Source organism: Arsukibacterium sp. UBA5043 (genome assembly GCA_002415085.1).
Classification (GTDB): Bacteria; Pseudomonadota; Gammaproteobacteria; order Enterobacterales; family Alteromonadaceae; genus Alishewanella.
In genome coordinates this window covers 1-20,361 of the sequence record DIBV01000018.1, presented here as the reverse complement: position 1 = coordinate 20,361, position 20,361 = coordinate 1, and the positions used below count along the sequence as shown (strand labels likewise).

At 51.9% G+C, this 20,361-nt stretch carries 21 protein-coding genes; 17 read left to right on the top strand and 4 right to left on the bottom strand.

The window, feature by feature from the left end; all coding sequences use genetic code 11:
- Positions 1-8: 8 nt before the first annotated feature.
- Genes B2Q61_RS17615 through B2Q61_RS17545 form a run of 15 tightly spaced genes read left to right on the top strand, consistent with a single transcriptional unit; the run spans position 9 to position 16,093 of the window.
- Positions 9-518: a TlpA family protein disulfide reductase gene (locus tag B2Q61_RS17615; RefSeq protein WP_290620939.1), complete on the top strand. Its 510-nt coding sequence runs from the start codon at positions 9-11 to the stop codon at positions 516-518.
- The gene (locus tag B2Q61_RS17610) at positions 484-732 is read left to right on the top strand and encodes a DUF4266 domain-containing protein (protein ID WP_290620941.1); all 249 of its coding nucleotides are present in this window, start codon (positions 484-486) and stop codon (positions 730-732) included. The genes B2Q61_RS17615 and B2Q61_RS17610 overlap by 35 nt, the downstream gene beginning before the upstream one ends.
- Entirely contained in the window at positions 719-1,852 is a 1,134-nt protein-coding gene (locus B2Q61_RS17605; protein WP_290620943.1) for a DUF3570 domain-containing protein, read from the top strand. The genes B2Q61_RS17610 and B2Q61_RS17605 overlap by 14 nt, the downstream gene beginning before the upstream one ends.
- Before the next feature lie 12 nt (positions 1,853-1,864).
- Complete coding sequence (locus tag B2Q61_RS17600) at positions 1,865-2,404, top strand: AraC family transcriptional regulator (protein WP_290620945.1); 540 nt, start codon at positions 1,865-1,867, stop codon at positions 2,402-2,404.
- Positions 2,389-4,257 (top strand): hypothetical protein, encoded by a 1,869-nt coding sequence (locus tag B2Q61_RS17595; protein ID WP_290620947.1) that lies wholly within the window; start codon positions 2,389-2,391, stop codon positions 4,255-4,257. The genes B2Q61_RS17600 and B2Q61_RS17595 overlap by 16 nt, the downstream gene beginning before the upstream one ends.
- The gene (locus B2Q61_RS17590) at positions 4,257-7,145 is read left to right on the top strand and encodes a tetratricopeptide repeat protein (RefSeq protein WP_290620949.1); all 2,889 of its coding nucleotides are present in this window, start codon (positions 4,257-4,259) and stop codon (positions 7,143-7,145) included. The genes B2Q61_RS17595 and B2Q61_RS17590 overlap by 1 nt, the downstream gene beginning before the upstream one ends.
- Positions 7,132-7,860 carry a tetratricopeptide repeat protein gene (locus B2Q61_RS17585; protein ID WP_290620951.1) on the top strand — a complete coding sequence of 243 codons (729 nt, stop codon included), beginning with the start codon at positions 7,132-7,134 and terminating at the stop codon, positions 7,858-7,860. Before B2Q61_RS17590 ends, B2Q61_RS17585 begins: the two co-directional genes overlap by 14 nt.
- Positions 7,861-7,863: 3 nt before the next feature.
- A complete protein-coding gene (locus tag B2Q61_RS17580; protein WP_290620953.1) occupies positions 7,864-8,208 on the top strand; it encodes a hypothetical protein in 345 nt (114 codons plus the stop codon).
- 12 nt (positions 8,209-8,220) lie between these two features.
- A complete protein-coding gene (locus B2Q61_RS17575; protein WP_290620955.1) occupies positions 8,221-8,880 on the top strand; it encodes a MotA/TolQ/ExbB proton channel family protein in 660 nt (219 codons plus the stop codon).
- Entirely contained in the window at positions 8,864-9,388 is a 525-nt protein-coding gene (locus B2Q61_RS17570) for a biopolymer transporter ExbD (RefSeq protein WP_290620957.1), read from the top strand. Before B2Q61_RS17575 ends, B2Q61_RS17570 begins: the two co-directional genes overlap by 17 nt.
- On the top strand, positions 9,385-9,909 hold the full coding sequence (locus B2Q61_RS17565; protein ID WP_290620960.1) for an ExbD/TolR family protein: 525 nt from the start codon (positions 9,385-9,387) through the stop codon (positions 9,907-9,909). Before B2Q61_RS17570 ends, B2Q61_RS17565 begins: the two co-directional genes overlap by 4 nt.
- Positions 9,906-10,841: an AgmX/PglI C-terminal domain-containing protein gene (locus B2Q61_RS17560; RefSeq protein ID WP_290620962.1), complete on the top strand. Its 936-nt coding sequence runs from the start codon at positions 9,906-9,908 to the stop codon at positions 10,839-10,841. The genes B2Q61_RS17565 and B2Q61_RS17560 overlap by 4 nt, the downstream gene beginning before the upstream one ends.
- A gap of 17 nt (positions 10,842-10,858) precedes the next feature.
- Positions 10,859-12,067 (top strand): hypothetical protein, encoded by a 1,209-nt coding sequence (locus B2Q61_RS17555; protein WP_290620964.1) that lies wholly within the window; start codon positions 10,859-10,861, stop codon positions 12,065-12,067.
- Positions 12,068-12,069: 2 nt separating this feature from the next.
- Complete coding sequence (locus tag B2Q61_RS17550) at positions 12,070-14,490, top strand: LamG domain-containing protein (RefSeq protein ID WP_290620966.1); 2,421 nt, start codon at positions 12,070-12,072, stop codon at positions 14,488-14,490.
- A 25-nt stretch (positions 14,491-14,515) separates the two neighbouring features.
- A complete protein-coding gene (locus B2Q61_RS17545) occupies positions 14,516-16,093 on the top strand; it encodes a general secretion pathway protein GspF (RefSeq protein ID WP_290620968.1) in 1,578 nt (525 codons plus the stop codon).
- 25 nt (positions 16,094-16,118) lie between these two features.
- On the opposite strand, the gene B2Q61_RS17540 is transcribed toward B2Q61_RS17545, so the two are convergent.
- Both B2Q61_RS17540 and B2Q61_RS17535 read right to left on the bottom strand, forming a co-directional pair.
- On the bottom strand, positions 16,119-16,931 hold the full coding sequence (locus B2Q61_RS17540) for a substrate-binding periplasmic protein (RefSeq protein WP_290620970.1): 813 nt from the start codon (positions 16,929-16,931) through the stop codon (positions 16,119-16,121).
- A gap of 126 nt (positions 16,932-17,057) precedes the next feature.
- On the bottom strand, positions 17,058-18,041 hold the full coding sequence (locus tag B2Q61_RS17535; RefSeq protein WP_290620972.1) for an FAD:protein FMN transferase: 984 nt from the start codon (positions 18,039-18,041) through the stop codon (positions 17,058-17,060).
- Here B2Q61_RS17535 and B2Q61_RS17530 point away from each other — a divergent pair.
- Positions 18,015-18,743 (top strand): hypothetical protein, encoded by a 729-nt coding sequence (locus B2Q61_RS17530; protein ID WP_290620974.1) that lies wholly within the window; start codon positions 18,015-18,017, stop codon positions 18,741-18,743. The genes B2Q61_RS17535 and B2Q61_RS17530 overlap by 27 nt on opposite strands.
- A gap of 27 nt (positions 18,744-18,770) precedes the next feature.
- Here B2Q61_RS17530 and B2Q61_RS17525 read toward each other — a convergent pair whose 3' ends face one another.
- Positions 18,771-19,310 (bottom strand): hypothetical protein, encoded by a 540-nt coding sequence (locus B2Q61_RS17525; protein ID WP_290620976.1) that lies wholly within the window; start codon positions 19,308-19,310, stop codon positions 18,771-18,773.
- 89 nt (positions 19,311-19,399) lie between these two features.
- A complete protein-coding gene (locus B2Q61_RS17520) occupies positions 19,400-19,780 on the bottom strand; it encodes a hypothetical protein (protein WP_290620978.1) in 381 nt (126 codons plus the stop codon).
- A gap of 333 nt (positions 19,781-20,113) precedes the next feature.
- Between B2Q61_RS17520 and B2Q61_RS17515 the strand changes: the two genes are divergently transcribed.
- Entirely contained in the window at positions 20,114-20,335 is a 222-nt protein-coding gene (locus B2Q61_RS17515; RefSeq protein ID WP_290620980.1) for a TA system antitoxin ParD family protein, read from the top strand.
- Positions 20,336-20,361: the final 26 nt, after the last annotated feature.

Here is a 20,361-nt window from a genome sequence, read left to right as displayed (position 1 = left end):
AAAGTTGTATGAAAACACTGTTATTAGGTTTGCTGTTAACCGTGCTGCCATTAAGTGCCCAAAGTGCCAGTACCAGTAACAATACGAGTGCCGATCAGCGTGCAGTAGCCCCTGATTTTACCCTGAAAGCGTTAAGCGGCGTTAATCTGCGGCTGGCGGAGCAGCGCGGCGATATTATCGTGCTGAATTTCTGGGCCAGTTGGTGTGGCCCCTGTATTCAGGAAATGCCGGAGCTGGATAAGCTGGCCAGCAAATATCAGCCACTGGGGGTGCAGGTATGGGGAGTGAATGTCGAGGCAGATAGCAGTGCCGCCCAGAAGTATCTGAGTAAAACCCGGGTCGATTTTCCTATTCTGTTTGATACAGAAAACAGTGTGTCGGCAAGCTATCAGGTGCAGGCTATGCCGACCACGGTAATTATTAACAAAGACGGTGATGTGCACAGTGTGCACCGTGGTTACAAACCGGGCTATGAGCAAAAGTATGAAAATGACATCAAGACGCTGCTGCGCAACTAAGCTGCTGGTTGCAGCCCTGATGCTAGGGGCTCTGGCTGGCTGTGCCAGCATAGAACCCTGGGTAAAGCCATATGAGAGAGCAGAACTTGCTGATCCGATTATGGCCTTTGGCCGCCATCCGATTGCGTTGCAGCACAGTGCGCATGTGCGCGATTCGCGTGAGGCAGCAAAAGGTGCTGATGGCAGTGGTGGAGGCGGTTGTGGTTGTAACTAAGTGGCCATTGCTGACGCTGTTGCTGCTTTGTGGCGCATTGCAGGCGGCCGTTCTGCCTGACAACCGGGTTGACCTGATGCACCATAGTTATCAGGGCGGCGGGGTATCTATTGATGGCCCGGCGCTGATGCTTCGCAGCAAAATAGGGGAGCAGGTGTCGGTTTCCGGCTTTTACTATGTGGATACAGTATCCGGCGCCTCAATTGATGTGATTGCCACGGCGTCAGCTTACACTGAAACCCGGATAGAAAGCCGGGTAGGCCTGGACTATCTCACCGGTAACAGCATCTTGTCACTGAATTATGCACAAAGCGATGAGGATGATTACAATGCGAAATCCATATCCTTTGGGGTGGCGCACGATTCTTTCGGTGGCATGACGACCCTGAGCTTAAATGCGGCGGCAGGTAACGATGAAATTGGTCGAAACGGTGATGAAAGTTTCAGTGAAGAATTACGCCGATACAGTTATAGCCTGGGCATAACTCAGGTATTGACCACCCGTTGGATCAGCGCTCTGAATGCTGAAGTGGATATGGAGCAGGGTTTTTTAAATAATCCCTATCGCAGCGTGCGGTACCTGGATCCGCTAGCAGAGCTTGGCTATGGCTATCAGTTTGAAAGATACCCCAATACCCGCAACAGCTTTGCGCTGGGGCTGGTGAATAAATTTTATTTACCGTACCGGGCGGCACTGACTGGCTCGTTGCGCCATTATCAGGACAGTTGGGATATTCAGGCCTTTGATGCTGAACTGGAGTATGTGCATCCGTTTGGTGAGCGTTGGGTATTTGATAGTCATGTGCGCTGGTATCAGCAAGGCCAGGCATCTTTCTATGCTGACTTATTTCAATTTGCTAATCAGCAAAACTTTATGGCCAGGGATAAAGAGCTCAGTGATTTTAATAACCTGAATATTGGCTTTGGTGTCAGCTATCGTTTTGCCAGCTGGTCGTGGTGGCCGGCAGCCAAACCAGAGCTTAATCTGGAGTGGGATCATATCCGGTTTAATTACAATAATTTCCGTAACGTCACTGTCGCCGACACCGAGGCAGGTGCCGAGCCTTTGTACCGGTTAACTGCAAACGTGTATCGGGCCTTTTTCAGTGTTTATTTTTAGTGGGGTTGCACCATGAAATTTCAGTTTGTTAACACGGCTTTGCTTAGCGTTCTGATGCTGGCATGGCCAGCACTGTCAGTATCTGCCGCCGATAGCACCGAAACGTCGGCCCAGCAGCAACTGGAACAGTTAAAACAGCAGGCGATAGCCTTGAATCGTGAACTGTTTATACTGGAAGAGGAATTATTGTTTCCGCCGCAAACCCAGCTGGCGGTGTTTGTCTCGGTTGATGCCGGTAGCTTTTTCCGGCTGGACAGCATTCAACTGAAGCTGAATGACGAGTCAATTGATGCCCATCTGTATACTGCCAGCGAGCTGGACGGCTTGCAGCGCGGCGCCATTCAGCCGTTGTACAAAGGCAATATCCGCGCGGGTGAGCACACGCTTACCGCCGTGTTTGTCGGTAAAGGCCCGCAAGACCGCGATTATCGGCGGGCCATCAGTCACCGCTTTACTAAAGCCGACGATGCGATGCTGCTGGAGTTGAAAATCTCCGACAGCAGCGCTGATTACCAACCTGATTTCAGTGTAGAAGTATGGTCCGGCAACTGATCCCCAAATTAATAAAACGTCTGCTGATGGCGCTGCTGGTGTCAGGCGTGCTGCTGCCTGTTGCCGCCGAGCCATTAATGCAAAGCGAAAAGCAATACCGACTGGCGGCGTGGCATTTTTACCAGGATGATTATTATCAGGCGTTATTGCGTTTGTCGATGACACCACAAAAGGCGGCAAAAGCCAGCTTGTTACAGGCGGGTTTGTTGCTGCAACTGGATATGCCAGAGGCTACCGCCAGTTTATTAAAAAAGTTATTGGATGATCAGACACTCAGTGGTGAGTTGCCGCGTCAGTTGCGGAACATTGCCTTACTGCAATTCAGTCGTTATCAATATGAACAGCAACATAATGAACAGGCCCGTCACTACCTTAATCAGCTGACTGCGCCCTTGGAGGACTTGGCCGGCCAGGCAGAGCTGTTGCAGCAATTGCTGAGCTGGCCGGCAACTAACGTCGCTGATCGTCAGGTATTTAACCGGCTGGCAGGTCAACGTGAATTACCTTATGTGGTGATTAATCAGATCCTGGCATTGCGCCAGCAACAGCAACCCGGACCGGCCCTGGCGTTATTAGCTCAGCTACGCAGTCAATTGCAAGCCGGGCCGCAGTCAGGTTTCTGGCAACGGTTATTTAGCTGGGGCGAGGCAACGCCATTACTTAACAACGCCGATGAGCGTCAGGCGCTGGCCGATTATCTGCAGTTACTGCAAGCGGGGTTATTGGTCGACCAGCTACAGTGGGCCGATGCGCAACAGGTGCTGAGCGAATTTGCCAGCAATAGCGTGCTGACCTTATCGGCCATGATGCTGTACCGGGACGTGCTGACTGAGAACCGCCAAATCCCAACCCTGCTAGCGGTGCTACAACAGCTTATTGATCGCTATCCTTATGCGCCAGCCAGTTGGCTGGCTGCCCACCAGCTGGGTAATCAGTTTGAACGTGCTCTGCAACAGCAAGATGCGCTGGCAGCCTATCGCTGGGCCGATCAGTTTTACCAGCAGCAACTGGCGGCCAACAGCGAATATGCCCGCGCCGTGCAGCTGCCGCAACTGGCACAACCTGAAACGCTTAGCGGTTGGCAGCAGTATCAGCTGCGCCAGCATGCCCCGTTGTTTCAGCTGAATAACCAGTTAAGAGCCCTGCAGCAGTTGCAGCAGCTGCAACAGCAGCGCCAGGACAAGATGGTACGCCTTGCTGAGGTGGTACAAATTAAACTGGACCAACAACAACAATTACTGATCCGCTCGGTGCCGGATTTAACAGCGAAACAACAGGCATTACAGGAGCAGGCAGGGCAACTGGCCGCCAGGATTAGTGAGACACAACAACAGCCGATGGCGCAGCACTTGTGGCTGGACGACACCGAACAAAATTATGCTCAGTTGCAGCGAATGCTAAGCAGGGCACAGGACAGGGTGACCGCCCTGACGGCAGCGGGGCGTGATGTCCGTGACGCTGAAATACGCTTAATGCGCTTGCGCGGTATTTTACAATGGCACTACCAATACAACCGGGCCGAACGGCACTGGCAGCTGGGCAAACTACAACAACAGCTGACAACTCAACTAAAGGCGGTTGACATTGCCCTGAATCGTTTAAACGCACTGGACGGAAAAACTGAGCATTTACTGCGCCGGCAACAGCAGCTAACTGCCCTGACAACGCAGGAAAATCAGTTTACTGCTGCAGTAGCACAGCAGCAGCAACAACTCCTGGGCCAGTTAAATCATGGTTTACAACAGTTGCGCTTGCAGGAGCGGGAACAGCTGCTGGAAATGCGACGCCTTAATACACAAGCTATTGCCAGAGTAATGGAGCAGGTATTGCTGAGCTCACAGGAGGCCCAGTAATGCAAATAGTCATGCAGAAAAGCAGTCGCTTTACGGTCTTGTCGTTGCTGGCTGTCAGTGTTCTGGCAGGATGCAGCAACGCGCCGGATAAAATCGTACGCCGCCCCACCCTTGGCGAATTGGCGCCGTTTAATCAGGCGGTGTTGCCACAGCCGGAAAAGGTTACCACAGCGCAATTGCAGCAGGTTTATCAGGAACTGCTGGCGTTAGCGCCGGCTGCCGCGGTAAGGCAGAAGGTGTTATACCGGTTGTCGCAGTTAAACACCCGCGCTCTGGAAGTAAGCGAGCTCGGCCCGGATGCGGAACAACAGGCATTAGCGGCGTTAATCGCCGAGTACCAGGCCTTGCTGCAACAGTTTCCGGACGATCCAAATAATGAGCTCATTCATTATCAGTTGGCGCGGGCACTTGATTTAACGGGCAATAGTCAGGCAGCACAGCAACAGATGCAATTGCTGCTGCAACAGTATCCGCAAAGTGACTTTGCCGCTGAGTTATGGTTTCGGATCGGTGATATTTATTATAGCCAAAGCAGCTATGCCCAGGCCCTGGTTGCGTTTGGCCGGGTACTTACCCTGGCCGGGCCGGAACTGAGCCAGCATGCATTATATATGTCAGGCTGGAGCCATTTTCAGCTGCAGCAATACGCCTTTGCCGATGATGCCTTTTTACAGGCATTAGATTTGACCTACCATCAGCGTCTTAGTGCAGACGAGCAACAAAGCCTGCGCCAGGAATTACAGCGCATATTAAGTATTTCGTTGAGTTATCAGCAGCAGGCTGACAGCTTACTGGCGCTGTTAAAACGGGCAAACTACCGCGATGGCCCAGCGCAGCAGCGGCCGGTTGCGTATCAGGCTGTTTTATTCCAGGCGCTGGCTGATTTCTTATTTGAAAAAGAGCTGAATCAGGCGGCGTTACAGAGCTACCGCTTGTTTATTGCCGACCAGCCGTTCGCGATTGAGGCGGCAAGAATGCAGTTGCAACTGGTGCAGTACTATCTGGATTATGCTCAGGCCGAAAACGCAGAGCTGGCGCAGCAGGCCTTTATCAACCGGTTTGGTCCGGCAAGCGCTTTCTGGCAACAGGCCTGGCCAAAAGAGCAGGCTGAACTGGCACCCCGGCTGGCCCAATATCTTGACTATTTTGGCCGACGGGTCTACCAGCAGGCACAACAAGCCAGCGCACAGACAAAGCCTGCCGTGTTTGCCAATCTGGTGCAATACTGGCAGCAATTATTGCAGGTGCAACCGTTGTTGGCTGAAGGTGAGCGGGATGACAGCCTGTTATGGCCCGATGATATTCGTTACCTGCTGGCTCAGGCGCTGGCCGGTAGTGGCAAGCGTGAGGCTGCATTGTTAGTGTATCAGCAACTGGGATACCCAACGGCTGAGTTACATGCCCGCAGTTTTACTGCTGAGCAGGCAGCTTACCAGGCGCTGTTGTTAAGTGAAGCCCTGGCAAAGGATCCGAATGCCAGTGCCTCGGCAGCAGAGGACTGGTGGCAACAGCAGAATCAGTTTGTTCGCTGGCACAGCGGCCACAGCGCAGCACAACAGGTTGCCTTAAATCAACTGACTGAAATTTATCAGCAGCAGAATTATGCTGAGGTGGCAAGCTATGCCAGCCGGGTAACCGACTGGCCTCAGCCAGAGCAAAGCCAGCAGCCGTTGGTTAATGAAGCCTTGTTTATTGTCAGCCAGAGCGAGCTGGCACAGGGTGATTATGCCAGAGCCGAACAAAGCATTCAGCATCTGCTGCAGGTTTACCAGGCGGCAGAAAGTCAGGCCGAGGGCAATGCGCCTGGCCGCAACCGGACTAAGCTGCTGACTCAGCAACTGGCGTCGGCGGTTTATCAGCAGGCACAGCAAACCGGTTTAAGCAGTGCCGGGCAGCTGGCGAATTTAGAGCGGTTACTAAACTTACCAGAATCGGAATATCACCAGAGTGCAGCTTATCAGCAAATCAGCCTGTACCTTGAGCAAAAACAACTGCCTGAAGCCATCAGGCTGATGCAGGCTTATCAGCAGCGCTATCCGGACAGTGCCCAGCAGACGGCTATTAGCAACGCTATCTTAAATAGTTATGAGCAACTGCAGGACTGGCAAAGTGCAGCAGATTTGATTAGTAAACAAGTAGAGCAATTACCGGCAGGAGCTGAGCAGCAAGCACTGTTATATAAAGCAGCAGGATATTACTGGCAGGCGGACAACAGTGAGGCGGCGCGTCTGGCTTACCGAAGTTATGCTAATCAGTATCCTCAGCCGCATCTGCCAGCCCAGGAAGCCCGCGCCAGACTGGTGCAATTGTATCAGGCACAAAATGATCTGAGCCGCCGTAACTTCTGGTACCAGCGGCTGGTGACTGCTGAGCAGCAACTTGCCAATACGCCGGCTACCGGCAGTGAACGCAGTCGTTATCTGGCCGCCGATGCTGCCCTGCAACTGGGCCTGCACAACAGCATGTTATTTGATGCGGTCAGTCTGAGACAGCCACTGCGGGATAATCTGAAGAAAAAACAAACCCATATGACTGCTGCTATTGAGCTGCTGCAAACCAGTATGAGCTGGCAGGTTGCTGATTTTTATAGTCAGGCTCAATATCAGGTGGCCAATTTGTATCAGCAAATGGCTGCTGCGCTACTGAATTCGGAGCGACCCAAAGGGCTTGACCCTCTGGCATTGGAACAATATGACCTGCTGCTGGAAGAACAAGCTTACCCGTTCGAAGAGCTTGCCATTGAGATCTATCAGCAAAATGCGGCGTTGGTGGCGCAACCGTTATATGACACCTGGATAGAAAAAAGCCTGAGCAAGCTGGCGGAGTTGTCTCCGGCCCGATACCGCAAACCTGAAGTTTATCTGGAGCTGGCTGATGAAGCTTACTAAGCCATGGCATCACATACAGCGGCCTTGTGCAATGCCCGTTGCAGCACGGTTGGCGATTGCTTTGCTGCTGATGCTCTCGCTGAGTCATTGTGCTCAGTTTAGTGCGCTGCAAAGTGGGTCAGCGTCAGAACCGGCCGCTGCCGGTGAACCTGCAACGGCCACAGCGCAACCACAGACTGAGCCGTCGCTATCTACCGGGAACAGTGTTGCCGGCATAAGCGATGCGCCAATAGCTGAGCCGAAGCCTGAGCTGGGCGCTGAATTTCAGCAGGCGTTTACCGAAGCAAAACAGCGGCTGCGGGCAGAGGATTATCAGGCTGCCGCCACCTTATTAGAACCTTTGGCCGAGGCGTTCCCCGCAGCCGGCGGTATTATCTACAATCTGGCAGTGTGTTACTGGCAGCTGCAGCAGGTTGAGCAGGCACAGCAGCAATTGACGCAATTGCTGGAGCGCCAGCCCGGTTATGTTGAGGCGGCCAACTTACTGGGTGTCATAGCCAGGCAGCAAGGTAATTTTAATCAGGCCAGGCGCTACTGGCTGGATGCCCTGGCGCAGCAAAGCGATTTTGCCAGTGCCCATAAAAATCTGGGATTTTTATATGAGCTCTATCTGGCGCAACCCGCTCAGGCTCGCTATCACTATCAGCAATATCAGCAGCTGACCGCCGATCCGATGGCCGAAGCCTGGCTAAGTTTGCTTGAGCAACAGGAGTAACGGATGAATTATTATCTGATGTGTGGCTTCAGCCTTGGCCTGACATTGCTACCAGGCGAGGCCTGGGCCTGGCAAACCGAACCCGCCCAGCAACCAGAAGCAAAGCAATCTGCGCCCACGGTGCAGGTAGATATTAGTACCACGATTAGCGGTAATCAGGAGCAGCCACGCACCTTATACGTTTTACCCTGGCAGGACAGTATTGCCCAGATCCGTATTCCGGCGCCCGACATTAATGTGACCGAGCAACCGTTACAGCCGCTCGATCGCCAGCAATTTTTACGTTTTATTGAGGCGCAGTCGCTCCAACAGCCAAGCGCTACTACAGCATCATCAAAAGATAATTAAGAGGTTTACAGTATGGAATTCGTCAACAGCATAGTGCGGTTTTTGCAACAAGGTGGTTACTTTATATTCCCCATCGCGTTTATTCTGATCCTCGGTATCGCCATTACCGTCGAGCGCTGGTGGTTTTTGCGCTCGGTATATGCCAGCAATCAGCGGGCCTATCGTGAATTGCAGCCTGCCATTGCCGCAGCGGATACCAAAGCCATTTTGCAACAGGCAGACGCTAAGCAAACGCCGCTAAGTCTGATGCTGGCCAGCGGGGTAAACCGCTTAACCTCGTCACACCGGCGCGAAGATATGGAATACGCGATGGAGGAGGTGGTATTGGAGTACAGCCTGCGCCTGCAAAAACGCACGCCGTTTTTAGCGACCCTGGCGAACGTGGCCACCTTGCTGGGCTTACTTGGTACTATCGTCGGCTTAATTGCTGCCTTCTCAGCAGTGGCAAATGCTGATCCTTCAGAAAAAGCCAGTTTGTTATCTTCCAGTATTTCGGTCGCCATGAATACCACGGCCTTTGGCCTGATGACCGCTATTCCACTGGTATTTGTGCATGCGCTGTTGCAGAGCAAGACGGCCAGCATTGTCGATACCATGGAAATGGCCGGCATCAAATTGATGAACAGTATCGGACAACGTTTTACGGGTGGCCGGGATGATCAGAAAGCATAAAGTCAGCCAGAACGAAGCTGAGCTCGACATTACCTCCTTTATGAATCTGATGATTGTATTGGTGCCGGTGTTGTTACTGAGTCTGGTATTTACGCAAATCCGGGTGCTGAATATTCAGCTACCGGCGCAAACTGAGCAGTTAATGCAACAAGAGCAGGACAATCCGCAGATCCTGGAATTAGAGTTGCAGCCAGAAAAGTTGCGGTTGAATTATCCGGCCGGCCAGTTGTTGCGTGAGTTTGCTCATAACGAGCAGGGCCAGCCTGACTTTGCCGCGTTATCAGCGTTTTTACAGGATTTAAAACTTACCTGGCAACAGCAGCAAATTGAGAAAAGGGATATCAGCATTCTGGCGCCGGAGACGCTTGACTATCAGACACTGGTCAGCGCGATGGACACGGTACGATCGTTTAAAACGGTGGTCGCAGCCTCAGTGGTTGATGCGGAATTGTTTCCGTTGATTTCGCTCGGCCAGTTACCGGCGGAACAGACCGGGGGGAGCGAATGAAGCAGTCATTTCGCGCTAAGCGGATGTTAAAGCAAAATAACCGGTTGGCACAAAGCTCTAAATTAAACCTGGTAGCGCTGATGGATATTTTTACCATTCTGGTATTTTTCCTGATGGTGAATCAGTCTGATGTGGTGGTATTGCCAAGTAATAAAGACATGAGTCTGCCGCAATCGATATCAGAGCAGCTGCCGCAGGAGCAAGTGTTACTGACGGTAACCGCCAACGGTATTTTAGTGCAGGGCAAGCCGGTCTGGCGGGGCGATTGGCAGCAGGCGCCAGAGATGTGGCAGCAGCCGTTAACGGCTGCGGTGACTGAGGAACTGCAGTATCTGGCTAACCGGGCAGCGCCGTTAGCGGAGGAACAACAGGCCATAGGCCGGCCGGTGACGATCCTGGCAGATGCGTCAACCTCTTATGCCGTGTTACGCCGGTTAATGGCAATTTGTGCTGCCACCGAGTACCGAGATGTTTCATTGGCGGTAGAGCAGCGCAGCAGTGCACTGGAGGCGACGCCATGAGTACGCTAACCTGGCACGCTGGCGCTGGCTGGCAACATGAAGATCAGTTTTTCAACAAGGTCGTGCTGGCTGGCCTGCTGATGTTGGTGCTGTTGTCGATAGCCGTGCCGCTTTATCAGGTGCCAGAACGCAGCCGCGAGCAGCTGGAGCAATTGCCGCCACAGCTGGCACGGGTAAGGTTGGAAGAGCGGGAAATTATTCCGCCAGAACCGATTGAACTGCCAGAGCCAGAACCGGTTCCTGAACCCGAGCCGGTGCCGGAACCGGAGCAGCAGGTGGTAGACGCCAGTCCGGTAACTCAGGAGCAGGCCCGGACTCAGGCGCAGCAAGCGGGGCTGCTGGCCATGCAGGATGAACTTGCCGCGCTGCGCCAGACCTTTACCGTTAATCAGCAGGCACCTCAATTACAGCGTGATGGCCAGCAAGCAGCCGAGACAGCGGAGCCGGAGCGGATCAGCAACCCTGAACTGGCCAAAACCGCCGCCAAAGCAGCGGCAGCAGTCAGTGCTGATGTCGCCAGAGCTGATCTGAATCGTGCTGAGAATACCACCCTGGCAGAAGGTGAGCTGCGTGGTCTGGCAGCATCGGCGCCGGCTTCTGCTAGTAGCGGCAGTGCCAGCACCAATGATCCGGCCAGCCAGGGCGGTCGTTCTGAAGCCAGCATCCGCCAGACTCTCGACGCCAATAAAAGCAGTTTATATACCTTATACAACCGGGCTTTGCGCGCCAATCCATTACTCAAAGGTAAAGTGGTGTTTGAGTTGATCATCAACCCCGATGGCAGCTTGCAGCAGGTGACAATCGTTGAAAGTGAATTAAATGATGAGCGCCTCGAGCGCCAGTTACAACTGCGCTTGCAGGCAGTGAATTTCGGGGCAGCGGATGTATCGCCAACCCGTTCGAAGTGGACAATCGCGTTTTTACCCGGCTAACCGGGCAGGAGAGAAATATGCAAAGCTATATTAAGCCACTGGCCCCGGGCCTGCTGGTTACTGCACTTGCCATGGTGTTTAGTGGTGCCCTGCTTGCCGGGCCACTGGAACAAGCAAAGCGGCTGCATGACCGGCTAGCCGGTGTGCCGGCTGATGCCGTGACTTTGCAACAAATGAGCCAGATGATTGAGCAGGGCAATGCCGGGGGCGCAGCAGAGCTGGCGATGCAACATCCCGATTTTTATCGTACAACGTTAAAGTTGTTTGCCACCCCCGCCACCAACCGCGATCAGGATATTTTCGAACCGCTAAACGATTACAGCGCCACCATTATTGGCCTGGTACGGGACAATGCTGATTTTCGGCAAATATTACAAACCGACGTGTTATATGTTGGCGCTGACAGTTTAGGTTTGCCCCCTTATGCCGCTGATAACAACGCCCATTATCAGGCGCTGGATCAGCAGGGCATAGATTTGCAACAACATCTGGAACCGCGCGCTCAAAGCAGTTTGCTCGGTATCCCGGCCGAGGCCAGTGCCGGGGTCATGACCAGCCGCGCCGGCGCCAAAGCGTTTTTCTACCTGGGAACCAACCGGGCCATGTTGCGTTTTACCCTGATGAGCCAGCTTTGTACCGATTTAGAGCCGTTAAAAGATACCAGCACGGCAGCCGACAGGATCCGTCAGGATGTCAGTCGCAGCCCTGGTGGCGACAGCCGGATTTTTCATAACCGTTGCATTGGTTGTCATGCCGGTATGGACCCGTTGGCGCAGGCCTTTGCCTATTATGACTACCAGTTTACTGATGAAAATGGCGACAATGGCCGGTTGTTTTATCAGCAAGCCGGCAGCAATAACAGCCAGACCGGTAGCCGGGTTCAGCCCAAGTACCATATTAATGCCGGTAATTTTCCGTTTGGTTATAAGACCGAGGATGATCACTGGCAGAACTACTGGCGGCAAGGGCGTAATCAGGCGCTGGGCTGGGACAGCAGTTTGCCGGGTGAAGGCAATGGCGCTAAAAGTTTGGGCCAGGAACTGGCGCATTCGGTCGCGTTTGCCCAGTGTCAGGTCAAGAAAGCCTTTGAAACTACCTGCCTGCGACCGCCGGAAACCCTGGCAGACGTCAATCTTATTCAGCAAACCAGCGAGCGGTTCAGCCAGAGCGGATATAACTTAAAACAAGTGTTCACCGACACTGCCACTTACTGTATGGGAGAGTAACCATGAGATCTTCGCTTCTGGTTGTGCTTAGTATCTTGTTAATAGGTTGCGGTGGCGCTGAGGTTGAGCAGAATCCGCCGCCGCCAGTACAGGATAATAGTAATAATTATAATGGCCCGGCACCACAAACGGCCGATATTCAACAATTTAAGTTAAATCTGTGGGATAACCTGGTGGCCGACAATCGCTGTGGCAGTTGTCATCAGCAAGGTAATACCTCGCCGTTTTTTGTCCGTCGTGACGACATTAACCTGGCGTACAATGCGGTATTACCGCTGGTCAATTTAGCCGATCCGGCGCAGTCTTTGATGGTGCAGAAAGTGGCCGGTGGCCATAACTGTTGGCTAAGCAGTAATACGGCATGTGCCGATACCATTACCCAGTGGCTACGGAACTGGGGTAATACCACCGATGCTGAGCAGGCTGCTGTTACCCTGGTAGCACCGGTGATCCGCGATCCAGGCGCCAGTAAAGCTTTGCCGGAAAGCCCGGCATTATTCGCCACTGAAGTGTATCCATTGGTGCGCCAATACTGCGTTAATTGTCATGCGCCGGACGCTTCTGTTGCCCAGGCGCCATTTTTTGCTGCCAGCGATATCGATGCGGCCTATCAGGCCAGTCGCAATTTAATCAACCTGGACCGTCCTGAGTTATCACGTCTGGTAGCCCGTCTGGGTGGCGAGTTTCATAACTGCTGGTCAGATTGTGCCAGTGATGCGGCGGTTATGCTGGCTGCGGTAACGGCCATCAGTGATGCCGTGCCCGTCACAGCGCTGGACCCGCAACTGGTGCCTTCAAAAGCCTTACGCTTAGAAGACGGCGTAGTCGCTTCCAGTGGTGGTCGCTACGAGAGTAATCAGATCGCCTTTTATCAGTTTAAAGAAGGTCAGGGCAGTCAGGCGTTTGATACTTCAGGAGTAGAGCCGGCAGCAAACCTTAACTTACAGGGAGATTTTGCCTGGCTAACAGGCTGGGGCCTGCAAATTAACAGCGGTCGGGCTCAAGCGAGTACCCAAAGCAGTGCCAAGCTTGCGTCGTTGATCGGCGCCACCGGCGAGATGACGGTAGAAGCCTGGGTAATACCAGCCAATGTGGTGCAAGAGGGGCCGGCCGCTATTATCAGTTATGCCGGCAGTGCCATCAGCCGCAATTTTACCCTGGGCCAGAGCCAGTATAATTACGACTTTTTACTGCGCAGCGCCAGCAGTGATTTTGCCGGGATACCGGCACTGAGCACCGCCGATGCCGATGAGTTATTGCAAGCCAGCTTACAACATGTGGTAATCACCCAGGACCCGGTTAACGGCCAGCGCATCTATGTTAATGGCCAGGACAGTGGGGTGCAGGGCGAGCCTGCTGCTATCAGTAACTGGGATGACAGCTTTGCGCTGATGCTGGGTAATGAAGCCGATGGCAGCCGGCAATGGCAGGGCAGTATTCGCTTGCTGGCTATCCATAACCGGGCGCTGACGAGCGAGCAAATTGCCCAGAACTTTAGCATTGGCGTGGGGCAAAAGTTCTATTTACCGTTTGCCATCGGCCATTTAATCGATTTGCCCCAGAGCTATATCGTGTTTGAAGTGGCCCAGTTTGACAATTACTCTTACCTGTTTAGCCAGCCGTATCTGATTAATCTGGAGGGTGCCGCGTTGCCTGCCGATTTATTAATCAGCGACATGGCGCTGGCGATTAATGGCCGCGAAGTGACGTCGGGCCAGGCCTGGATCCGGCAACAGTTTACTTTTGCCAGCGGTACCAGCCTGACCGAGCCGGTGGTCATGTCCGAGCTGGGTACGATCATTGCCAGCGAGGCCGGGGCGGCCAGCGATGAGTTTTTCTTGTCGTTTGGTCAGATAGGCTCATTTAACAATGTGCGAACCCAGCCACAGTTCCCGCTGCAGCAAATCAGCCAGACGAATTCCGACAGCAGTGACATTGGTATCCGGCCCTTTGCGGCGATTAATGCCAGTATGAGCCAGCTGACCGGCATCTCTGTGGCAACACCGGCGGTAGCGAATACCTATCAGACTATTACCCGCCAGTTGCCGGCGCTTAGCAATATTGAAACCTTTATTTCAGCCCAGCAAATGGCCATTACCCAACTGGGTATCGCCTATTGTAATGCGGCAATTAACAATACCGTGCTGCGAGGCCAGTGGTTTCCGGCCGTTAACTTCAATGCCAGCCCGAGTGAGGCACTAAGCCCTGCTAATCGCGATGCGCTGATTAGCCCGCTACTGGACCGGTTTGCCCCGCTGCAACCGGAAACAGCGCTGGAGAACAGCGATGCCCGGGCTGAACTGAATAACCTGATAGATCGCTTAAGTCAGTGTAACGGTGCATGCGACAGCCAGCGTACTCAAACAATTGCCAAAGCCGCCTGTACTGCAGTGCTGGCCAGCGCCCAGATGCTGGTTTACTAATGCTGGTGAACCAAGGAGCTAACTGATGAAACTGAAAAAAGCCTTACACCCGGATGCGCCCTTATTACACGCCTGTCACAGCCGGCCGGTAACCCGGCGCGACTTTATTGCCTGTGGCCTGAGTGTTGGCGCGGGTATTCTGACTACGGGGTCGGTATTTAGCTTATTTGCCAACCCAACCAAGGCCTTTGCCGATCTGTCGCCCGATCTGGAGCTATTGAAAAACCAGTGCGGTATTAATGTTGAAGGTGCGGGTAAAATACCCTTTATTTGTTTTGATCTGGCCGGTGGCGCTAATATTGCCGGTTCCAATATTCTGGTAGGGGGGGCCGGTGGCCAGCTCGATTTCTTATCTACCCAGGGTTACAGCAAGCTGGGGTTGCCGGCCGATATGGTGCCGACTGCAGTGAATGCCGCTAATCCGGCCGCTGGTTTTGTTAACGATCAGCTGGGGCTGGCTTTTCATAGCGATTCACAAATGCTCGCTGGTATTCTGGAGCGTACCACTATGGCCACCCAGGCCATGACCAATGGCGCGGTGATGCCTTCCCGCTCTGAAAATGATACCGGCAATAATCCGCATAACCCGATGTATGCCATTGCCAGAGCGGGTGCCAATGGTTCGTTAATGCCGCTGATTGGCTCGCGTAATTCTGAGTCGGGTGCAAATTCAATGACCCCTGCCGAATTTTATAATCCGGAGTGGCGGCCAACCAAAATTGACCGCCCCAGTGATGTCACCGGCCTGGTGGATGTCGGGGACTTATTCGGCTTGCTGGATCAAAATGATGCGGTAGCAGTAATGGAATCTATTCAACGCCTGAGCGATAACAAGCTGAATAAAGTTAGCACCGGTATCAGCCGTGATGCGGTGATTAAAGATCTGGTGAGTTGTGGTTATGTAAAAAGTGCCGATCTGGCAGACCGTTTTGGTAATCCAGCCACGCTTGATCCGGCGGCTGATCCGGATATTGTGGGTGATGGCGGTATTTTCAGCACTGCTGAATTTAACAGCGATGCCGAGTTTCGAAAAACCGCGTCAGTGATGAAGCTGGTGGTAAATGGTTTTGCCGGCGCCGGCACCGTAACCATTGGCGGCTATGATTATCATACCGGCGAGCGCGGCACCGGCGAGCTGCGTGATTTACGGGCCGGCCGCTGTATCGGTGCTTGCCTGGAGTATGCGGCCAGGCGCAACCAGCCGCTGATGATTTACTTATACTCTGATGGCTCGGTGGCCAGTAATGGCCGGATTGATGACAGTGTCAATGGCCGGGGCAAGGGTGAATGGACCGGCGATAATTCCTCCACAGCAGCTTCTGCAATTCTGGTGTATAACCCCCACGGCCGGCCAGCATTGCTCGGTGGCAGCCCGGCAGAGCAAGCCCGCCATCAGCAAATTGGCTTTATGCGACCGGATGCCTCAGTAGAGACTGGCTCGTCAATGGCTGCCAATAACGTTAACTTACTGGTGCAAACCGTAATGCTCAATTATCTGGCGTTACATGGCGAGCAGGGCCGCTTAACTGAAGTGGCACCGTTTCATGGCCTGGGTAATGCCGCCAGTCAGGACCGGTTGACCGCATTCGCGCCTATTGTCTGAAGAGTTTTGCCAGAGTAGAACCGCGTTAAAAGCGCGGTTGGGGCGGCGGCACGGCAAGCGCATTATCACGTTGCTGATAATGCGCCACAATGGCCGCCAGTTCGCCGTTGCTATGCAGGTTTTGCCAGGCGGTATTAAGCTTGTTTAGCTGTTCTTCTGACAACGTTTTTCTATTAAAGCCAAAATAAACCGGGCCTTTATGAATGGCCAGCAGCGGTTGATAACGCATCGCTGTGCTGCTGTGTTCACTCTGCCAGTAGCGCAGCACAGAGATGTCCTCCAGCACGGCATTCACTCTGCCGGCATTTAACAAGGCGATTTTGTCGAGATTGTTAGCAATATACACCAGTTGTCGTTTTAAACCGGGCTGGCGTTGCAATCTGGCAAACGCTTCACCGTAGTATGCCCCTTCCAGCATCGCGATAGCGGTAAGGTCTACTTCTTCGGTCAGTTGTTCAATGGTGGTTAATGCCGGAATAGCCGCAGGATCGGCCACCAGATAAATTTGTTCCAGATGGTGTGGCCCGATAAAGGCAAAATGCTGTTGTCGCTGCGCGCTGTAGGTCAGGTGGCTGACCAGGTCCAGCTCACCTTTATCAATCATGCGCATGGCTCTTAACCACGGGCTTTCCACCAGAATAATGGTGCAGTCAATTTCGCGGGCAAGCCGCTCTGCCAGCTCAACACTGAGGCCGCTCCAGCCCGTGTCAGTTTTGATAATATGCGGTGGAAAATGGGTTTCCACCCCCAGGCGCAATGTGCACGCGAAAACCCGGGCCTGGCCCAGTGCTGTCAGCATACTGATTAAAATAATAATCTGTGTCGCCTTTGTGCGCATCGGGTTTCCAGTTAAATTATTATTATTTAGTCACGCCTGCGTCAGATAGTTTTGTATAAACTTTAAACAGACAAGCCAGTATAAAGCGCTTTGTCCTAACTGGAAATAGCTAATTTTACTCGTTATTTACTGTGCCAGGCCAGAGGTGAAATACAATTGATGCTCACTGCTGATAAATATCGCTTCAAATTCGCTCTGCTGTTCAATAAAGGCTATACCCCGCTTAAGCCCCATCACAAATAAGGTGGTCGACATCGCATCGGTGCGGGTGCTGTCAGGCCCGAGTACCGTTACACTCATTAAACCGGACGGGCTCTGGCCGCTTTTCGGGTCGAGAATATGATGATAGCGCACGCCATCTTCAATAAAAAACCGCTCATAATCACCAGAGGTGCTGATGGCACTGTCGGTTAACGGCAGCTGCGCCACAATACCGTCTTCTTTACGCGGGTGCTTAATGGCCACCTGCCAGGGCCGGCCCCGTTTATCGCCCAGTAAACGGGTATCACCACCGGCAGTCACCAGCGCATGCTTAATACCGGCTGTTGCCAGCAGGCCAATGGCCTGTTCAACCGCATAGCCTTTGGCGATACCGCCCAAATCAATTTTCAGCCCGGGCAGGCTAAATTTCACCTGATTATCTGCCAGTAACTGAATATGCCGGTAATTAATTAATGACCGTTGCGCCTCCAGCTCTGCTGCACTGGGTTTAATATGCTGGCGGTAATCATAGCTAAAGCCTACCGAAGCAAAGCTGATATCAAAAGCGCCATCACTGAGTTTCGCCAACTGCTCTGCCTGCTGCAGCAACTGGTACAGCTCGTTACTTATGGTAACAGGCCGGCTGGCTGCATCCCGGTTAAGCAGGCTCAGTTCACTGCTGTCGATATAGGGACTCATCAGCTGGTTAATCCGCTCAAATTCATGTTGCACGGCAAGCAGCAAGTCTTTACCCAGCTTGTCATCTTCCGCCCACAGCTCGACATAAGCCTGGGTGCCCATGGTCTGAAAGGGCAGGCGCTGCCACTGGGCCTGAGCGGGCAGGGCCAACAGAAATAGAAATGCCAGAGTACTGGCAGCAACATGTTTAAAAAAAGTAATGCAAGACACAAAAAATTCCGCTGCAAACTGGTAACTGTTGCATTGTTGCAGAGCCAGAAGATTTACTCAATGCTGGCGGCCGATTTGCGTTTAGGCTACTATCTGCGCCCTTTGTTGCTGATGTTAATTTTTAGTATGGGATTACGGATGTTTAGAAATGTGGTTGCGGGCGTTGCCCTGTCAGGGATGTTAATTGTACCAAGTGCCCAGGCGGTATGGAGTGATAGTCAGAAAGTATTTGCTGTATTTACAGAGCAGGGTGATAAGGCAGAAACCAGCGGCTTTTCTATTGGCTTACGCAAAGTTGAGCGCAGTGATTTCTACGTTCAGGCAGGCTTGAGCTATCAGCGGATCAGGTTAAAACAGCAGCCGGTTGACTATACTGAAGGCCGGATCAGACCGCTGTTTTTATATGGCCGCCTGGGCATGGACTGGCAGCTAAGTCCTTATTTTCAAGCCGGCATAGATCTGAACGGTAGTGTTCGGCAATGGTTTGATAACACAGAACAGTCCTGTTGCAATGCTATGGCCAGAGCCGGCCTGGAGTTTAAAGCAACTGATCATATCCGGCTTGAACTGTATGGCAATTGGTACAACATACGTTACCAGACACGTCACATCTCAATTACACCTATTGACTATCAACCTAATGGTGAAAGCCGCCGCTTTAGCCGCACTACCATTGGTGCCCAGGCGTCGCTGGTGTTTTAACGAAACTCCACAGCCGCAAAGCTGTTATCAAAGACGCCAATCGGCCGCATAGTCTTTATTCGCTTTAAAAGCTTCGACTTCTAAGGGTGCTTTGTCGTACCCATACTCTGCCAAATCCGAGAAGTGCTTAGTTATTATATGGTCGAGACTGGTTCGTTCAATTTGAAGTACGTGCACCAATTCATGAGCTAACTTTGGCCTGTTTAGTTCATAACCATTACGAACATAAATTGAGTATCCGAACACCTGAGCGTTGTTGGTGATACCTTCACCAATGAATCCGAGTGCTTCACCTAGTGTTTTCAGCGCAAAGTTTTCGTACGGGAACGGAATTTCATCCACATAAACAATCCTTACTTTTTCAGGGTTTTGAATCCCTATATCGGTTGCTAATGACAGCTCTTGTGCATTTAAAGCTACTCCAGACTCCAAACCTTTGTTATCAGTTTCAAACGCCCAGTCAATATACTGCGGTAACAATATATTTGAGATAATTTTCTGGTATGACAGTATTGCTACGATGATGGCAACGCTCAAGATGAGTGTTGTAACCTTTATGAACTTCATGTGTTACAAATCCTTTTTTAAAAAAAAACTGGTTGTTTGCAAAAAAATGTAACGCAACCAGCTTCAGCCGAAAAGTCACGCCAGCGGATTTAACGGCCAGCTTTATCAATGATTATAGGGATTTGCGATGCAAGCCACTCTTTTTCTTTGACTCCAAACATCGTTTTACGACCATTTAACCTGTAGATATAAACAACGGATTCCTGGTGTTTTTTCATCATGAGCTGATGCTTGCCGGTTTTATCTGCAACAACTAACTCAATCTGAGCATTTTCAGGTAAAAATAAAAGTTCTGTTTTTTCTGCGTTGAAACGAATCTCGTTTTTTATCGCAAGATTGGGGGCACTGATACGCAAGAAAAAATTTTCTTCATCAATAGTTTGCCTATGCCCAGGCAAAGTAACACAGCCCGAAAGAATAAAACTTAAGCAAGCTAAAATGAGCAGTCGAAACTTGAGAAATACTGACATTTACGTTCCTTGTGTCACATTAATTTTTGGACGCAAAGGCCCGTAATTAAAAACGAACTTTTCCGCCTTTGTAAATTCGATGTGGATGAAGTTACATCTGTTTTGGCTTATTTACAATAACTTATGGGTACAACTAAGATTAGTAGAGGATAGAACCTCTTTTGAAAGAGCCGGCGAGTGAGGAAGAGCGTTGTATCCGGTATTTTTACATCCGCTGACTGCTGACCCTAAGGGCAACAGCGCGCGCAGTGAGTGGTAAATCCGTTTGTTGACGCAACTTGCTACGATTGTAGCGCATTGCTACAATTGGCCTGTTTTTACAGGAGAGATATTATGGCAACTGCAAGTGTAAGGCTAGACCAGGATCTGGTAGAAAAAGCGACCATTATGGGGAAAGCATTGAACCGCACAATGCCTAAGCAGATAGAGCATTGGGCAAAAATTGGTGAAATGATGGAAGATAACCCGGACTTACCTTATGAATTTGTAAAACAAGTGATTATATCGAAGGCGGAAAAAGAAGCCGGAAAGTTGGAGCCATACGACTTTGGCTAAAATAATGTCAACGGCAATCTAATTTT

What these genes read in the sequence shown, in the direction of transcription:
- B2Q61_RS17615 (WP_290620939.1), top strand. Translation starts at nt 9, where the DNA reads ATGAAAACACTGTTATTAGGTTTGCTGTTAACCGTGCTGCCATTAAGT.
- B2Q61_RS17610 (WP_290620941.1), top strand. Translation starts at nt 484, where the DNA reads ATGAAAATGACATCAAGACGCTGCTGCGCAACTAAGCTGCTGGTTGCA.
- B2Q61_RS17600 (WP_290620945.1), top strand. Translation starts at nt 1,865, where the DNA reads ATGAAATTTCAGTTTGTTAACACGGCTTTGCTTAGCGTTCTGATGCTG.
- B2Q61_RS17595 (WP_290620947.1), top strand. Translation starts at nt 2,389, where the DNA reads ATGGTCCGGCAACTGATCCCCAAATTAATAAAACGTCTGCTGATGGCG.
- B2Q61_RS17590 (WP_290620949.1), top strand. Translation starts at nt 4,257, where the DNA reads ATGCAAATAGTCATGCAGAAAAGCAGTCGCTTTACGGTCTTGTCGTTG.
- B2Q61_RS17585 (WP_290620951.1), top strand. Translation starts at nt 7,132, where the DNA reads ATGAAGCTTACTAAGCCATGGCATCACATACAGCGGCCTTGTGCAATG.
- B2Q61_RS17580 (WP_290620953.1), top strand. Translation starts at nt 7,864, where the DNA reads ATGAATTATTATCTGATGTGTGGCTTCAGCCTTGGCCTGACATTGCTA.
- B2Q61_RS17575 (WP_290620955.1), top strand. Translation starts at nt 8,221, where the DNA reads ATGGAATTCGTCAACAGCATAGTGCGGTTTTTGCAACAAGGTGGTTAC.
- B2Q61_RS17570 (WP_290620957.1), top strand. Translation starts at nt 8,864, where the DNA reads ATGATCAGAAAGCATAAAGTCAGCCAGAACGAAGCTGAGCTCGACATT.
- B2Q61_RS17565 (WP_290620960.1), top strand. Translation starts at nt 9,385, where the DNA reads ATGAAGCAGTCATTTCGCGCTAAGCGGATGTTAAAGCAAAATAACCGG.
- B2Q61_RS17560 (WP_290620962.1), top strand. Translation starts at nt 9,906, where the DNA reads ATGAGTACGCTAACCTGGCACGCTGGCGCTGGCTGGCAACATGAAGAT.
- B2Q61_RS17555 (WP_290620964.1), top strand. Translation starts at nt 10,859, where the DNA reads ATGCAAAGCTATATTAAGCCACTGGCCCCGGGCCTGCTGGTTACTGCA.
- B2Q61_RS17550 (WP_290620966.1), top strand. Translation starts at nt 12,070, where the DNA reads ATGAGATCTTCGCTTCTGGTTGTGCTTAGTATCTTGTTAATAGGTTGC.
- B2Q61_RS17545 (WP_290620968.1), top strand. Translation starts at nt 14,516, where the DNA reads ATGAAACTGAAAAAAGCCTTACACCCGGATGCGCCCTTATTACACGCC.
- B2Q61_RS17540 (WP_290620970.1), bottom strand. Translation starts at nt 16,931, where the DNA reads ATGCGCACAAAGGCGACACAGATTATTATTTTAATCAGTATGCTGACA.
- B2Q61_RS17530 (WP_290620974.1), top strand. Translation starts at nt 18,015, where the DNA reads ATGTTTAAAAAAAGTAATGCAAGACACAAAAAATTCCGCTGCAAACTG.
- B2Q61_RS17525 (WP_290620976.1), bottom strand. Translation starts at nt 19,310, where the DNA reads ATGAAGTTCATAAAGGTTACAACACTCATCTTGAGCGTTGCCATCATC.
- B2Q61_RS17520 (WP_290620978.1), bottom strand. Translation starts at nt 19,780, where the DNA reads ATGTCAGTATTTCTCAAGTTTCGACTGCTCATTTTAGCTTGCTTAAGT.
- B2Q61_RS17515 (WP_290620980.1), top strand. Translation starts at nt 20,114, where the DNA reads ATGGCAACTGCAAGTGTAAGGCTAGACCAGGATCTGGTAGAAAAAGCG.